Raw genomic sequence first — 14,409 nt, forward strand, 5'->3', positions numbered from 1 at the left:
GGCAGACATTACCCGCCCAGCGGGTCGCGTCAATCACAGGAGCCACCAGATGCCAGTCCCCTTTCATTTTGCATTTCACGTCACTGATCTTGATGTGGCGCGGGATTTTTATACCGGGGCACTTGGCGCGGTTGAGGGGCGGTCGGCCCCAACTTGGGTTGATTTCGATTTTTTCGGGCACCAATTGAGCCTGCATATCGGGGAGCCATTCCCAAACGCGCCGACTGGTAAAGTCGGGGACCAAATGGTGCCGATGCCGCATTTTGGGGTGGTGCTGCCGCTTGAGGCCTGGAATGCACTGGCCGAACGGCTTGAGGCGCGCAAAACAGATTTCATCATCGCACCATCTGTTCGGTTCCAAGGAGAGCCGGGCGAGCAATGGACAATGTTCTTCCGCGACCCATCCGGCAATCCGATTGAGGTTAAGGGATTTTCCGAGAGTAGTGGCGTGTTCGCGAACGGGTAAATATTAGCCACTCATAGACCAAACGTTGCCTACTTAACATGTTTGGAACCAAACAGTTTTGTGTCGGGCCTAGTCGTGTTATTGAAGCGAGTAGTTAGCAGAATGAGGCCAATATGGCATTCCAAGATGATATCAACGATTATACGCTCGGTGCGACGGGTACGATCACGGTCGGCAGTGAGACAGTTTCGTATGAAGTGACCAACGGCGCGAATGGTCTTAATGATTCCAATCATGGCAATAACTCCGCCCAGGTTTACGCAAATAGCTCGGGAACCAGAGATGGGGTGGAAGTCACATTCTCTCAACCGATTGTGGGCGCATCAGTCTTGTTTCAGGGTAGTGATGCAACGGAATCGTATTTTATTCTCGTCGATGGTGTTATCGTCGATTTGGAAGTTCTGATCGCGAATGGCGACGCGACGCTTGTGAATGTTGGCACTGGGCCAGACCATATTATTAATGACGGCACTGGCGCAGCGACCGCCGGTACAGTGTCTGGCGGAGGCACCTATACTGGTGGTGGTATTGGTCAGATCACATTTAATATCCCGGTTACGTCTATTGGTGTGATCGGTGATCAGGGACCAAGTTCGGGAAACTATGACGGTATCGAGATTGGCGTGGATGACGCGACGTTGAACGTTGTTTGCTATACAAACGGTACGCTGATTGCCACGGATCAGGGCTCGCGGCCCGTCGAATTGTTGCAAGTGGGTGATATGGTTCAAACTTTTGGCGGAGAGTATAAACCCATCCGTTGGATTGGTATCCGGCATTTTTGCAAGGCCAGTCTAACGTCATGTGACAATTTGCAACCTGTTCGGATAACTGCGGGTGCTTTAGGGCGCGGTCTGCCTGAACGTGACTTGCTTGTGTCGCGACAGCACCGCATTTTGGCGTCTTCCAAGGTGGCCGAGCGTATGTTTGGCAAACGAAATGTGTTGATTTCTGCTATCAAGCTAACGGCACTTCCCGGTATTTACGTTGATGATAGCGTTACCGAAGTCACATATGTTCACATGCTTTTTGATGCACATGAGGTGATTTTCGCGGAAGGAGCACCGAGTGAAAGCTTGCACCCCGGCGCCGAAGGTATCAAAGCGATTCCAGTCGCGGCCAGAGACGAAATTTTAACCATCTTCCCACAGCTCGAGGAAGGGGGGGCAGAAACTATGTATTTGGTTCCTTCGGGTAAGGCCCAAAAACAGTTTGTCACGCGCCATGTCAAAAATGACAAAGACCTCTTGGAACTTTTTCAATCTCATACGCGCTAGTCTATTCTGAGTGCGGGACATTTTTTCCAGTGTTATCTATCGCGTTTTAGGCATGTGCTATTGATGTTAGCGCATCCAAAATCCTGCGGATTTGATCTTGTTGCGCAGCGCTTTTTCGTGACGCGGCAGATTGTTTTGGTCGAACAACGCCCGCACCTTGTGACCGCGCCCTTGAAAGATCATCCGTTTGAATGGGTCGTATTGTTTGAGCACCTTCTTAATTTTGTTCGGTGCCGCGACGGTTTCAAGTGCTTTGATCGCCGCGTCGCTTTCGCGGGCGTAAAACAGCGACAGCACCCGGTAATGGCAACTGACGTTACCATCAAGCCCATCCAGCGCTGGGCCGGGCCGCCCGCCGTCAAAGGAATGGATCACCAGCGGGAGCACGATTTGATCCAGCCAAGGGTCAAGCGGTTGAATCACCAACTCTGTCGGGGGATCGTCACGTACGGATAGGGCAAAATCTGTAAAGCGTTCTCCAAAGGAAACCGGATCGGCGCCGTAAAACCACCCTGCATTGAAATAGAGGTAGCGTTCCCAGAATTCATCTGGTTTTGACAGGTCCAGACTGCTTTCAAAATCCAGATCGAACCGGTCATAAAGCGATTTCCAGATGGCGGTGTAGCCGGGCCAATAAAGCTCTTCTACGGGCCAGGTTCCGGTACGTTTCATGGATGCGGACGGACGCGTGAAATCAAAGGGCAGGGTGGTGATTTCGTCTGTGATGATCGTGTCGCTGTCAAAAAAGACAAAAGGTTCGCCAGCAGGTAATGCGGCCAAACATTCGATTTTATTGCCATGGGGGTAGCTGCTGCCGAAATGACGGGATTCAAATGGTTGGATCACGGCTCCCATCGCAATAAGCGCGTCTTTGACGTCGCCCGGCATCCGCGGATCATTGTCCCAGCGCGGGCCGGGCTGCGGTTCCGCGACAATTAGCTTGCCCGTAAATGTCGGTGAGAAATGGCGCAAGGAGGCCGCAAATAATAGCGCTTCATAAGCGAGCCGCCCAGACTGCCCAATAATCACGATGTTAAACTGCGCGTCACTGTCGTGATGGGGGGCCATGGGTGATTTGCTTTCCGGTCTGTACTGGTCAGCTATCTACACCTTTCGCCTTGTGCGAAGCAACTATCGCGCAAACGGTGTGCGGCCCCGTTGTGATACGGGACCGCGTTGTTTTAGAATTTAAGTGACGCTGTTAGGCTAATCGTGCGACCCGGTTCCGTCAGGGCAACCACGTTAGATGAAATATCAAGCCCATCGGAGCTGCGCGACGCATATGTGGCATCAAACAGGTTTTGGACGTCAAGGCGCACAGTCAGATTGTCCATCGCAGCTGGGTTATAGCTGGCATAGACATTTACGACCTCATAGGCAGGCAGTTCTTCGGCGGTGTCTTTGTTGACAAGCGCAATTTGTGCTGTGCCTCCGAGCGTTAATGCGTCTGTGACATCATATGCGGCTTCCAATCCGAAAATATGCCCGACTGGTCGCCCCAAGTAATAGGCGGTTGTTGCAATCGTTTCATCGTCCACCTGTACGTCTGCATAGGTGTAGTTCAGCGTGGCAAAGCCCCAGCCCGCTTGGTAGCTGACGGACCCGTTGAACCCGCGCGATGTAAGATCGTTCGTTGCGCCACGGTCCCCAGAAGAAGGCAATACCGCGTTGATATCGCTAATTTCGGTGTTGAACAGGGCCGCTTTTGCAGCCCATGGGCCGTTCTCGTAGCGCACCCCAATGCGAGCCGCATTTGCGCGTGACGCAGTAAGCCCGTCATAGGTCCAATCTGTCCCATAGTTAACAAGCGCAGCTTCGCCGAGCTCGTACCCGCCCCAACTTGAGGCGACTCCGGCATTCAGCGTCCAGTTGCTGTTGACGACATAATCAACCGATCCATTGACGCTTGCGCCATCGTCTTCGAAGGTTGATCCGTCCGCTGCGTCAAAGGATGCGAAATCGTAGCGCATACCGTAAGACGCAGACAGGCGATTGGTAAAGTCTTGGCGTGCTTGAACAAACAATCCGATATTTGACAATTCTTCGCTGCCGCTCGAAATGCGTGGATCGACGGTGTTGTCATAGCCTTCGGCTGTTTCGTGAAAAAAGTCGAGCCCGGCAGTGATGGTTCCGTTGTTCAGTTGGAATTCGTTTTTGGCAACGCCGCTCAGGCTGGTGTTGACGCCATAAAGCGACCCAACATCCATGGCTTGCTCGTTATAGCTCAGCTGAAGATAGGGTGAAAACACTCCTGACGGGCTCTCGTCTTCATATGTCAGCGTATAGGATGTGCGCTGCGAAAGGGCTTCGTAAAGTTCAGAATCGCGGCCAATGACCTCGGCGAAATCGGGGCGGATGAACCCACTTTGTGACGCGCGCAAACCGTCGTCGGTGGTTTCTGACGCAGAGAAGCTCAGGCGTTTTCCGTCTTCAGTCGTATAGGCGAGCTTTGCCATAAAGTCAGTCAAGTCGGCACCTGTCCCAAGGATAGTGTCGCCATCGCCGTCTTCATAATCGTCACCACTGGCACGTGTTCCGCTGACAAGATATTCAAATCCGCCTTGCTGACCAAAAAGCGTCAGCGTGTTGCGGAACCCCAGCCCATTGTCACCGTAGGTTAGTGTGTTCATGCCGCCAAAGGGATCATCACCGTCCAATAGGTCGCGCGCGTCCTTGGTTGTATAGTTGATTGAGCCTGCAAGGGCATTGGGGCCTTGGTCGGCGGGCGCAAGACCTGCACTGACCTCTACCGATTGCAGCAGGGCAGGGTCAATCAGCACGTTGCCTGTATGGTGGAATGCGGATTTGTTTTGCCGCGCGCCATCGATAGTTATGGAAAGCAGGCTTTCTTCGATCCCGTTGACGAACACCTTTTGGGCAATGGCCGCGCCGCCGCTGGCTGTAACTGACGATTCACCGGCAAAGACATCGGCAATCGTTGCCGCATTGCGGTCTGTGATTTCTTCTGCCGTAATCTGGTCGTTCCCGAGCGTCGCTTGGGCCTCAAGCGATTCAATGCGAAGCGTGTCCAAATTGGTAATGGTGGCGTCTTGCGCATAGCCGACAGAGGCAGCCGTGCACATTAGGAGAGAAAGCGCTGTGCGCCGTGGTGCGATGGTCATTTTGTAATCCTTGGCAAGTATTAGTTGCTTGCTAAGGTCACGTGACACATTTGGCTTGCTGATGCGTCGGTGCATCTGCCCGCGCGTCCGCATTGTAAAGTGGTCGCAGCCCCAAAAGGCGACGATGTGGCACAACAGCTACATGACTGATTCAAATGTCTTGCGCAGCGCGACATCCAGATCGTTCATCGTCACGGGCAAACCGAGATCAACAAGGCTTGTCACGCCGTGATCCCTGATCCCGCAGGGGACGATGCCTCTAAAGTGGCTAAGATCCGGGTCAACATTAATCGACATCCCGTGAAATGACACCCATTTGCGCAGTCGAATACCAAGAGCTGCGATTTTGTCTTCGCGCATGGTGCCGTCGATATGGCGCGGCTTTTCGGGGCGTTCAACCCAGACGCCAACCCGGCCCTCGCGGATTTCGCCCGTGATGCTGAAAGTGTCCAGTGTCGCGATTACCCAGTTTTCAAGGTCCTTGACAAATTGGCGCACATCGCGCCCGCGCTTTGTTACGTCCAGCATGACATAAACAACCCGCTGCCCCGGCCCGTGATAGGTGTATTCACCGCCGCGCCGGGCTTCAAACACAGGAAACCGATTTGGATCAATAAGATCTTCAGCTTTCGCCGACGTGCCCGCCGTATAAAGTGGCGGGTGCTCTAACAGCCAAATACATTCTTCCGCCTCACCGCGCGCAATCGCACCCACCCGATTTTCCATGAAATCCAGCGCCGCTTCATAGTCGGTTAGCCCGTCAGATATGATCCACTCAACCATCGTGTCTTGTCCCCTGTCCTGCCTGATATGGTGGCCATGGAAGAAAATGTCACCCCCGGTTTGGGATGGTAGTGGAATGTGACGTTTTGCACTTGGCAAGCGGGGAACGCTGCACTAGAAGCGCCCCAGCTAATGACTTGCGGTCGTGGCGGAATTGGTAGACGCGCAGCGTTGAGGTCGCTGTGAGGTAACACTCGTGGGGGTTCGAGTCCCCCCGACCGCACCAGTTTGTCACGCGGTGACAACGTATAGATGACAAACCCCTTTATTAATTGAATTTCTTGATGGAGCCTTGGCTTTTGTCCTTGCCTGCCAGTCATGAAACGACAAACAATTACGAATAATTCACGAAGGATTCGTAATTGGCCAGCATTCGAAAATTGCCCAGTGGACGCTGGCAGGCACAGGTGATGCGCGTAGGTGTGCGAAAGTCTAAGTCATTCGTTTCTAAGTTGGAGGCGAAAGATTGGGCGGCGCGCGAAGAATATCTCATTTCTGACTGCAGGCCGAAAGGCGCAACCGTGACGCTGGGTGAGGCATTTAATCGCTATGCCAGCGAAGTGTCACCCAAGAAGCGTGGCGAGCGCTGGGAGGTTGTGCGTTTGCGCAAGCTACGCAAGGATGCATTCGCTTCAATCTTAATGGCTGATCTAACGCCGTCTGATTTCGCAACTTGGCGTGACCAGCGCTTAGGTGAAGTTTCACCCGGAACGGTCAAGCGAGAAATGGAATTGGTGTCCGGCGTTCTTGCAATCTCCCGCCAGGAATGGGGCTATCTCGTTAGTAACCCGATGGCTGAGGTTCGGCGTCCGGCCAAGCCTGCACCGCGTAATCGCTTGGTGTCCGACCGAGAACTTGAAGCGTTGGCAATTTCAGCGGGTGGCGACCTCTCCAATGCAACGGCGCGGGCGTTTCATGCATTTCTTTTTGCGATCGAAACTGCAATGCGGTCGGGAGAGATATTAGAGTTAACATGGGCGCATGTGGATATTGAAAGTCGCGTTGCGCATTTGCCGATGACGAAGAACGGGACATCGCGAGACGTACCTTTGTCAAGTGAGGCGGTGCGGTTGTTAGGGATGCTGCCTCACGCGGATCCTATATTCGATCTGGACGCAACGTCGCGTGATGCCCTATGGCGCAAGCTGCGTGATCGGGCAGGCGTCGTCGGTCTGACATTTCATGACGCGCGTCATTCAGCAATTACAAAGCTGGCACGCAGGCTGGATGTGTTGGACTTAGCGCGAATGGTTGGTCATAAGAATGTTGCTCAGTTAATGACCTATTACAACGAGTCTGCAGCGTCTATTGCGCAGCGTTTAGGGTAATTTTTTAATGCGAAACCAATGATCTGAGGCACTTTTCTCACCTAATATCGGAAGGTTTATCGCGACTAGTTGGGCGGAGAGCGGGCTTTTGCTGCACCAGCAAAGGCATTCTGTCAAAGACATTAAAGCGGCTATTCACGGCTCAAGCTCACCCCCCCATGCTGCAGCAGGCATCAAGGTCGCAAATGAGCAGTTCGTTTCATCATGTTATGAAACAGGGCGTGAAGATCGCGGTACAGCTGGACCATATTGCGCAGGCCGAATGTAGACGGCCGCAGCTGGGGCGCTCAACTCGCTTTAGATGCAGGACGTTGTTTGGACCGAAAAATAAGGGGTCGAAGATGCACCCTCCTGACACCTGCGACCGGACCTAACGTATACTCGTTCGTCCGGCTTCACGGATGCTAGGTGAATGGTTCTTATTTACCGGACATTACCATCCGCAGGGTGCGGATATGTGCGACCGATCCGTGCGGTCATTAATGTCCGGTGCTCGCACGTTGAAATTCAAGTATTTCAGTGCGATATACTGAGACAGCGAAAGGGCACTGTCATGTCAGATAAAACAGAAGATACTAAAGATGAAAAGGTCGTGCAACTCCGCCCGACAAAATCGAAGGCCGGGATGTCGTCGGAGCGCAAGTGGGGAAAGAAGGTCATTGATCTCGGGTTCTGCATTGTCCCTTCCTTACTGCTACGCGCTCAGCAACGATTGGGCCTCAACCCGACGCAACTTGCCGTACTTATGCAGCTTTGCGATTTCTGGTGGGATGACGCTCGAAAGCCGCACCCCAGTGTAAAGAGGTTGGCTGAACGGCTTAGCCTCAGTGAGCGGCAAGTGCGTCGCTACATCGCGGAACTTGAGCAGGCAGGGTATGTGCAGAGGATCGAACGCCGCGCAGCGCACGGTGGCAAGCAGACAAACATCTACGATTTGTCGGGTTTGGTTAAAAGGTTGAAGGAACTGGAACCTGAATTCAGCAGCGTCGAAGCCGACGCAAAGGAAGAACGCAACGCTGTCTCTAAGCGCGGTTACAAGCGGAGTTCAATGAAAGTTTCAGGTAGCAACAAAGAGGAATGACCCCCTAAAAATGCTGAGCCCCGGGCGCATACCTAGGGCAGAGGCGGGTCCGGGGCGAACACGGGTGATATGCAGGTTATGGACATAGATGTCAAGGGGTATGCCTATAGTGCGGACGCTCTGAATGAACTCGAAGCAACGCTTTCGGCGGATCGGTTTGCTACCTATCTTGGTGCAGCAGGTGGTGACCGTGAGCAAGCAGCACGCCTGTATACTTGGAACACAGCGGTGAGTGCAGGTTTTTACGGGCCGTTGCAAGCTCTTGAAGTAGCTGTACGAAACTCGATGCACGCACAACTATCTGTCGCTTATGGTGCAGCGTGGTATGACAACGCCGTGACCGGGTTGGACAACGGCGCGAACAAAAGGATTGCGCAAGCGAAAGGCGAACTTCAAAGGAGTCGCTACCCAGTCGATCCGCCGCATGTAATTGCTGGCCTTTCCCTTGGGTTTTGGGTTTCTATGTTGGGTCGTGGAGGTCACATGGATGCTGCAAGAAGCCGCCGAGCAAACTATGAGATGACGCTCTGGAGGCCTGCACTTCGCCGTGCATTCCCTCATGCAAAAAGCTTGAACCGGACAGGAGCACACACCCCACTCGACTATTTGCGCACATTTAGGAACAGGATCGCGCACCATGAGCCAATCTTTCAGCGCCATCTGCAACAGGATTATCAGAATATCCTAGATGTCATGGGCTGGGTTTGCCCACACAAGAAGGCATGGATGGAGGCGCATTGTCGTGTGCCTGAACTTCTGATTCTGCCGTCAAACGATCCGAGTGTAAGGTTCTGACGAAAGCGCCTGCGTAACGTCAGTTGCAGCCCGTTCATGCTGACATCGCCAATTTCGGGGAAAATGCTGCAAGATTCACGAATAGCTTGTGTGGGTGGCTCCTGCATAGCAAGACATTTTTGATCCGATTTGTGCATTTGTCAGAAGCAGTCATGTGTCCGGCCTGTTTGCGCGGTTTTGACCGCTGGCCCTGATGGGTTCCGCAAACCAAGTCCCTATCAGCTTATCGGGCTATAATGCCCGCGCCATTCGGCGGGGTGTCTTGGTTTTGGCGGCAGACTTATGCACCATCATCTCGCGGGTCTTGCTAACTCATTGTTCCTTTCCTCTCAGGCAGTGTGCGGCGTGTAAGGCTGGTTGCGGGTCAGAACGGCCCAGACGATCCGGCAGTCTTGTTGGCCAAGGCAACAGTCGCGACGCGGGCTGGTTTGCGTTCCAGCAATGACGTCAGCCATTTACTTGCCCGTTCCGGGTGCGATCTCGTCTGTCGGACAAGCGATGTCATACCGACGACGAGCAATGATCGTATGTATTGATCACCCATTTTAGTAATGCGCCCGAGTTTTTCTTTGCCACCGCTGGATTTGTTCGCTGGCGTCAGACCCAGCCAAGCAGCAAATTCCCGTCCATTCCTGAACTGATGTCCGTCACCAATGCTGGCAATAATTGCGGATGCTGTCACAGCGCCAACGCCCGGAATGGTCCGTAACAATCTCACCCGAGCGTCTTCCTTCGCAACCTGTTTGAGGCGGTCTTCGTACCAGCGGACCCGAGCATGCAGGGCGATAAGGTGTTCGCAGAGATTATGGATCACCTCGTTCACAATATCAGGCAGGTCCAATACTTCTCCAGCCAAGATATTCTCGGCAAAATCGATGATCCGTGCGAGCCCTTTCGGGATGAACACACCAAATTCGGCGACCATTCCGCGCAGGCCATTGATGAGTTGGGTGCGCTGGCGAAGCAAGAGGCTATGCCCTCGGTGGACCGACAGCAGGGACTGCTGTTCAACCGTCTTGATCGCAACAAACCGCATCGTAGGACGCGTGACAGCATCACATATGGCCTCAGCATCAATCGCGTCAGACTTGCCCCGCTTCACGTATGGTTTGACATACATCGGGGGAATTAATCGAACGTCATGACCAAACTTCGTCAGCTCGCGCGCCCAATGATGAGCACTGCTGCAAGCCTCCATACCAATCAGACACGGATCAAGCTTGGAGAAAAACGGTAACAATTGCGCCCGTCGCAAAGGTCGATTGAAGGCGACCTCATCGTCTTGGGTTATCCCGTGAACTTGGAAAACGTTCTTGGCCAGATCAAGGCCGATTGTGGTAACTTGCATTGGGTGGCTCCTCCTATAAGCAGATATGGACATCTGCAGTATGGCGCATTGCGACGCCGATTGGAGCAGGAGCCATCCACCCCATCAGGTTCGACGGGTCGCAGCGCAGCTGCGCCGGAAGCGTCTGTCCTTCGTAAAATTCGATTTTCGTTACCCGGCTCTACAATGTTGAACATAAGTCCGCGAACCTCGAATTAGAATATTGTCGGTCTTGCAGTCGTAGCTAAAGTATGGTCCGATGGTCCGCACTGCAACATTGACGAGGGTCAAGCCCGATCGACGTGACCCAATGCCGAACGATACGGGCATAAGGTCCGGAACGAGCCCTGATTGACCGATGCTGCATAGAAGATGCAGGTCTGCTCTAATGCGAATTTGGGCTAAGGCGATATGCAAGCAAAGATCTAAATTGTTTCATTAACTATTCTACTAACCACCCTATAAGGGGTCAAAGCATGTTCTATTGATGACGTGGCTCGCCTCACCCCCCCACCAAGGCTCAATCCGAATTTAAACACCGAAGTTCCGGCTCCAATTGCAGCTCCGACCACCGGCATTTCAAAATTTGTCCCAATTAACGCTCCAAGCCCACTAGTCATGAGGAGATTTGCCGAGTTGAACTCAAAGGAAAAATTGTACGATACATCGCTTAGCGAGAATGAAATTTTTGATTCTCTGCCAACCTTGACAACATCAGCACATTTTTGATCAATTTCGGACACCGCACGCCGAAACTCAAAATCGGTATCTTGTGAGTTAACAACTCTAGAAAAGAGGCCATCGATTTCAAATCTCAGACTATCTATTTCTTCTTTCCTGCGCTGACGAAATTCCAGTAAATCTTGAAGTGGAACATCTTCGCACGGCACGGGAAGCGCTCGGCAGAGTTTTGCAACAGCTCCTCGCCCAGATTGCAATGAGTCACTGGGTTGAATGTCAAGACCACCTTCTCCATGCGAAACAACCCAAGCACCTGGGTCGGTTTCTTCTTCCCGCTCAAAACAGCTTTGATAAGTCTCAGTTATGTAGTCAGAAAGGCCTGGCCAAGGTTCCGGCTTGATCCAAGACGCGGGATCAACACTGTAGACGCCACACTCGACCAAAAACTTCTCATCAGTAGTTACAATTCCCGGAACAAAACGGAGTTCTGGCCGCCAAACGAAATCCCAATAGAGAATAGCACGCCTTAATTCACCTGGGTCCGGCAATGCGACTACATCATTCGCAAATCGGGCACCACCTTCTAGGTATTCGCAGCGACCATTGTACGGAGGTATATTTGGAAGAGTGCCAGCAGGTAGGCTCGCAAGTTCCAAAAATGCACCATCGCCCTGTATACCGACAGGATAAGTCAGAATTAGACCTCTTTTTTCCAATGGAGCCCTCCATCCTCATTAGACTATGATAGTACCATAGCTTGCAGAGTTGCTTAGCTCTGGCAAGTGTCAAACATTGCGGCCATCGAGGCAGACGCAGCGAAAGCGCACTTTGTTCCGCGAACTGTGAGTTCGCTGCCTCCATGATTGCAGGACTGCAGCGAATGTCGGCAATGTGGGCTTCGACCGCAGCATCTCGAAGGTAGGGCAAATGTCAGCTAATGGGATGTACCGGCTGCTTCACCCAGCAGGTTAGGCTGAGCCTAGTTCACCTGCATATAGGAGAAGTAGCATGGCGAAGACTGAATTTGATGAATTGATGTCGAAGCAGTTGACGGCTAGGTTGGACATCAATCTTCAAATTTTTCCAATATCAATGATGTCACCTAGTGCTTGTCACACAGTTCCGCACAGCAGACATCGGCCCCACCGAAATGCTGCGCCGTGCCCCATAGTCCGCTTTGGGGAACCTGGTTCGCTCGTTTCTTGGGATGCCTAATGTCGGCTTAGGGCCGTAATTTCATGAGGTGATAAAGGTTAGGCCGTCCCAACGCGAACCATGCGAACACCGCATTGGTGCCTGACATCGAGTTCACCGGAGTCGATCCGGCGTGTGACCGTTCGCTCACTACGCCCGATGTGATTGGCGTATTCTTTTACGGTAACCCATTCTGGTCGCGGTGTAATCAAGGCGGCGTCAAGGCGTTGATGCAGGCGTCGAATTTCATCGGTTAGATTTTCCAAGATCACCACATCAACGGCGATTAACGTTTGCGTCATCTAATTTTTTCCCTGCTGGCGGCGCATGCGTCGGATGCAGCGGTTCATGATGCGTTGGCGTTCGGCCACCAATTCATCGAGGCTTTGTTTGCGGCGGTTGATCCGCCCGTGAAGCTGGGCCAGGCGGCGCAGTTCGATCATGTTTGCAAAATGCAGCCATGCTGCGCGTAGGCCGAACGGTTCATCGGCTTGTTGGCTGTTGTGGCCTATGGCAGGTGGCGTTTGTGTAGCGAGGGGCGCTGTACAAGGATCAAGTTGTTGCATCGTCACTTGTCCGCTGTGGCGCTGGCTGCGAGCATCGCGAGCAGATCCGTTGCAAGTTGGCGCTCTGCGTGGTCGCGGCTGTGCGTCAGGATTGTTTTGCAGGCGCGTCGGATGCGCGCATCTGAATGAATTTCTATGTCAGCGAGAATGCCGCGCGCCCAGCCCAGGCGCGTGTCTGCGTGCGATGTGTGCGTGGTGCGGGCAGGGCGGTTTGCAGCGTTCATAGTTAGGCCGCAGCTGTCGTCATACGGCTGACGGCCTTGACCCATTGGCGTCCGGCTTCGGCGATGGTTGCGCCTGATGCGCTGACGCCTATCAAAGATAACTGTACTTCGAGCGGCCCCCATTGCGACGTGGGTTCGATCAGCGTTCCGCCGTGTGTAACGACGGCTTTACGAATTTCTGTTTCCGCGTCGCAGCCATCAAGATTGTCGATGCTTTCAGCCACGCAGCATTGGAAGTGCTGGATCATGGCTGCGATGTCTATGCCGAGTTGCGCGGCAAGCGGATAGTTTGGCGTTGGGGTAAGCCCTATCATTGTTCAAATTCCTTATGTTGTTGGGCTGGACGGTTGCGCGATGTTCATCACCTGCAGGCGGTGCTGATGGACGGTCTGACCGCGATCCGCTTTTAGAGCCGCCCAAGCGAGCGTGCGCAGGCTGCGGGTGTGAAACCATTGCGGGTTTGCGGCAATGTCAAAGGGATTGGTCGCGTGGCTTACGTCGATGGATCTTACGTTTCGGTTTTGCATTCTTGTTACTCCATCACGATATGATGGCTTGCAACTGAATGGAAAATATATCCATTGTCAATTAATTAATGGAATATATTTCCACTATCATGTGGTGTATGCGCAAGTAATCGCCGCTACCTAGCGGAGCTACTCTATGATTGGAAGTTATTCATGGTTGCAAAATACCCCACCAGTGATTGGTTGTTGCTTAGATTTTGCAGCATAACTGGAGTGTCGGTCGATCGAGCTTACAGATGGCTGGTTGCGTTGAACTTACGCAAATCTTCAGCAAAACCTTCTGGTAAACCTAGAAGGCGTCCGCGATAAATGTAGTCCATCGTAACGCCCCACTGCTCTGATATTTGAAATGCAGCTTCGGCAAGCAAGGGCTTTTCGCCCTTGATGATCTTGGAATAACTAGATGGATCGACGCCGAATGACTTGGCGAATTCACCTTTCGGAAGGTGGAGTACGGTGCGTATTGTTTCCAGTCGGTGTCCGACGCCTTCGAGATCAATCTTCATCCCTGAAACATATCGATACTGGAAGAAATGTCTATCGAAGTAATTTCCATTGTTGACAAATGGAAGTAATTTCCAGAACTGTCGCAATCATGCAGATGATTAGTAGTACCAAAGACCTGATCGATATGTGGCCGTCGCGGCGCACCTTGGCGAATGAAGTTGGGGTGAGCGCTGATCGCGTCCATAAATGGGCGTTGAGCAATGCGATACCTGCTGGATTTCATGCGCAAGTTATCGAGTGCGGAGCTGCGCGGGGGTTCCCCGTGGACGCGGATTTGATTGTAAAGTTGCACGCGAGGCCGATGGTAAACGATTTTGCCAGTATTCCGGAGGATCCCCGATGATTGAGGGCGTTCACAAAGTAAATGACCGACGTTTTGTTTCATGCCGCCCTTATGAATCACGGGTCGTCGCTCACAAAGGAAACGAGGTTTCGAATGACTGACCTTTTGAAGCTCTCCCGCGCCCATATGAAATCCATCGTCGGTTGGTTTGGTTGCTACGACGCGGTTGCGGCAACGATCAACGCGCG

General features: G+C 52.8%; 15 protein-coding genes, 1 tRNA gene and 1 pseudogene. 6 read left to right on the plus strand and 11 right to left on the minus strand.

Features of this window, described 5'->3' with window-relative positions; translation table 11 throughout:
• Positions 1-49: 49 nt before the first annotated feature.
• Both DS901_RS13335 and DS901_RS13340 read left to right on the plus strand, forming a co-directional pair.
• Positions 50-466: a VOC family protein gene (locus DS901_RS13335; protein WP_113777422.1), complete on the plus strand. Its 417-nt coding sequence runs from the start codon at positions 50-52 to the stop codon at positions 464-466.
• 113 nt (positions 467-579) lie between these two features.
• Complete coding sequence (locus DS901_RS13340) at positions 580-1,743, plus strand: Hint domain-containing protein (protein WP_113777423.1); 1,164 nt, start codon at positions 580-582, stop codon at positions 1,741-1,743.
• 66 nt (positions 1,744-1,809) lie between these two features.
• Here DS901_RS13340 and DS901_RS13345 read toward each other — a convergent pair whose 3' ends face one another.
• The 3 genes from DS901_RS13345 to lipB form a co-directional block, all read right to left on the minus strand.
• The gene (locus tag DS901_RS13345; protein ID WP_113777424.1) at positions 1,810-2,811 is read right to left on the minus strand and encodes a hypothetical protein; all 1,002 of its coding nucleotides are present in this window, start codon (positions 2,809-2,811) and stop codon (positions 1,810-1,812) included.
• A gap of 113 nt (positions 2,812-2,924) precedes the next feature.
• The gene (locus tag DS901_RS13350) at positions 2,925-4,865 is read right to left on the minus strand and encodes a TonB-dependent receptor (protein WP_113777449.1); all 1,941 of its coding nucleotides are present in this window, start codon (positions 4,863-4,865) and stop codon (positions 2,925-2,927) included.
• Positions 4,866-5,003: 138 nt separating this feature from the next.
• Positions 5,004-5,675: a lipoyl(octanoyl) transferase LipB gene (lipB, locus tag DS901_RS13355; protein ID WP_258546734.1), complete on the minus strand. Its 672-nt coding sequence runs from the start codon at positions 5,673-5,675 to the stop codon at positions 5,004-5,006.
• Between the two features lie 112 nt (positions 5,676-5,787).
• Here lipB and DS901_RS13360 point away from each other — a divergent pair.
• From DS901_RS13360 to DS901_RS13375, 4 genes are all read left to right on the plus strand, one after another.
• Positions 5,788-5,874: transfer RNA gene (locus DS901_RS13360), tRNA-Leu, on the plus strand.
• A 295-nt stretch (positions 5,875-6,169) separates the two neighbouring features.
• Positions 6,170-6,976, plus strand: coding sequence for a tyrosine-type recombinase/integrase (locus tag DS901_RS13365; protein ID WP_258546732.1), 807 nt, complete (start codon positions 6,170-6,172; stop codon positions 6,974-6,976).
• A 553-nt stretch (positions 6,977-7,529) separates the two neighbouring features.
• The gene (locus tag DS901_RS13370; protein WP_113777427.1) at positions 7,530-8,057 is read left to right on the plus strand and encodes a helix-turn-helix domain-containing protein; all 528 of its coding nucleotides are present in this window, start codon (positions 7,530-7,532) and stop codon (positions 8,055-8,057) included.
• Positions 8,058-8,135: 78 nt separating this feature from the next.
• Entirely contained in the window at positions 8,136-8,852 is a 717-nt protein-coding gene (locus tag DS901_RS13375; protein WP_113777450.1) for an Abi family protein, read from the plus strand.
• A gap of 329 nt (positions 8,853-9,181) precedes the next feature.
• Here DS901_RS13375 and DS901_RS13385 read toward each other — a convergent pair.
• The 8 genes and pseudogenes from DS901_RS13385 to DS901_RS13420 form a co-directional block, all read right to left on the minus strand.
• Positions 9,182-10,200 (minus strand): annotated as a pseudogene (locus tag DS901_RS13385) (IS110 family transposase).
• Positions 10,201-10,604: 404 nt separating this feature from the next.
• Complete coding sequence (locus DS901_RS13390) at positions 10,605-11,576, minus strand: DUF6236 family protein (protein ID WP_113777428.1); 972 nt, start codon at positions 11,574-11,576, stop codon at positions 10,605-10,607.
• A gap of 537 nt (positions 11,577-12,113) precedes the next feature.
• Positions 12,114-12,356, minus strand: coding sequence for a hypothetical protein (locus DS901_RS13395; protein ID WP_113777429.1), 243 nt, complete (start codon positions 12,354-12,356; stop codon positions 12,114-12,116).
• On the minus strand, positions 12,357-12,620 hold the full coding sequence (locus DS901_RS18905; protein ID WP_113777430.1) for a hypothetical protein: 264 nt from the start codon (positions 12,618-12,620) through the stop codon (positions 12,357-12,359).
• Between the two features lie 2 nt (positions 12,621-12,622).
• A complete protein-coding gene (locus DS901_RS13405; protein WP_113777431.1) occupies positions 12,623-12,844 on the minus strand; it encodes a hypothetical protein in 222 nt (73 codons plus the stop codon).
• Between the two features lie 2 nt (positions 12,845-12,846).
• Entirely contained in the window at positions 12,847-13,158 is a 312-nt protein-coding gene (locus tag DS901_RS13410) for a hypothetical protein (RefSeq protein ID WP_113777432.1), read from the minus strand.
• 12 nt (positions 13,159-13,170) lie between these two features.
• The gene (locus DS901_RS13415) at positions 13,171-13,371 is read right to left on the minus strand and encodes a hypothetical protein (protein WP_113777433.1); all 201 of its coding nucleotides are present in this window, start codon (positions 13,369-13,371) and stop codon (positions 13,171-13,173) included.
• Positions 13,372-13,601: 230 nt separating this feature from the next.
• Positions 13,602-13,877, minus strand: coding sequence for a helix-turn-helix domain-containing protein (locus DS901_RS13420; protein WP_113777434.1), 276 nt, complete (start codon positions 13,875-13,877; stop codon positions 13,602-13,604).
• Between the last annotated feature and the right edge of the window lie 532 nt (positions 13,878-14,409).

The organism is Loktanella sp. D2R18 (genome assembly GCF_003318235.1).
GTDB lineage: Bacteria > Pseudomonadota > Alphaproteobacteria > Rhodobacterales > Rhodobacteraceae > Yoonia.

Bases quoted from the DNA above. Each gene is read 5' to 3' on its own strand.
- DS901_RS13335 (WP_113777422.1), top strand. From the start codon at position 50: ATGCCAGTCCCCTTTCATTTTGCATTTCACGTCACTGATCTTGATGTG.
- DS901_RS13340 (WP_113777423.1), top strand. From the start codon at position 580: ATGGCATTCCAAGATGATATCAACGATTATACGCTCGGTGCGACGGGT.
- DS901_RS13345 (WP_113777424.1), bottom strand. From the start codon at position 2,811: ATGGCCCCCCATCACGACAGTGACGCGCAGTTTAACATCGTGATTATT.
- DS901_RS13350 (WP_113777449.1), bottom strand. From the start codon at position 4,865: ATGACCATCGCACCACGGCGCACAGCGCTTTCTCTCCTAATGTGCACG.
- DS901_RS13370 (WP_113777427.1), top strand. From the start codon at position 7,530: ATGTCAGATAAAACAGAAGATACTAAAGATGAAAAGGTCGTGCAACTC.
- DS901_RS13375 (WP_113777450.1), top strand. From the start codon at position 8,136: ATGGACATAGATGTCAAGGGGTATGCCTATAGTGCGGACGCTCTGAAT.
- DS901_RS13395 (WP_113777429.1), bottom strand. From the start codon at position 12,356: ATGACGCAAACGTTAATCGCCGTTGATGTGGTGATCTTGGAAAATCTA.
- DS901_RS18905 (WP_113777430.1), bottom strand. From the start codon at position 12,620: ATGCAACAACTTGATCCTTGTACAGCGCCCCTCGCTACACAAACGCCA.
- DS901_RS13405 (WP_113777431.1), bottom strand. From the start codon at position 12,844: ATGAACGCTGCAAACCGCCCTGCCCGCACCACGCACACATCGCACGCA.
- DS901_RS13410 (WP_113777432.1), bottom strand. From the start codon at position 13,158: ATGATAGGGCTTACCCCAACGCCAAACTATCCGCTTGCCGCGCAACTC.
- DS901_RS13415 (WP_113777433.1), bottom strand. From the start codon at position 13,371: ATGCAAAACCGAAACGTAAGATCCATCGACGTAAGCCACGCGACCAAT.
- DS901_RS13420 (WP_113777434.1), bottom strand. From the start codon at position 13,877: ATGAAGATTGATCTCGAAGGCGTCGGACACCGACTGGAAACAATACGC.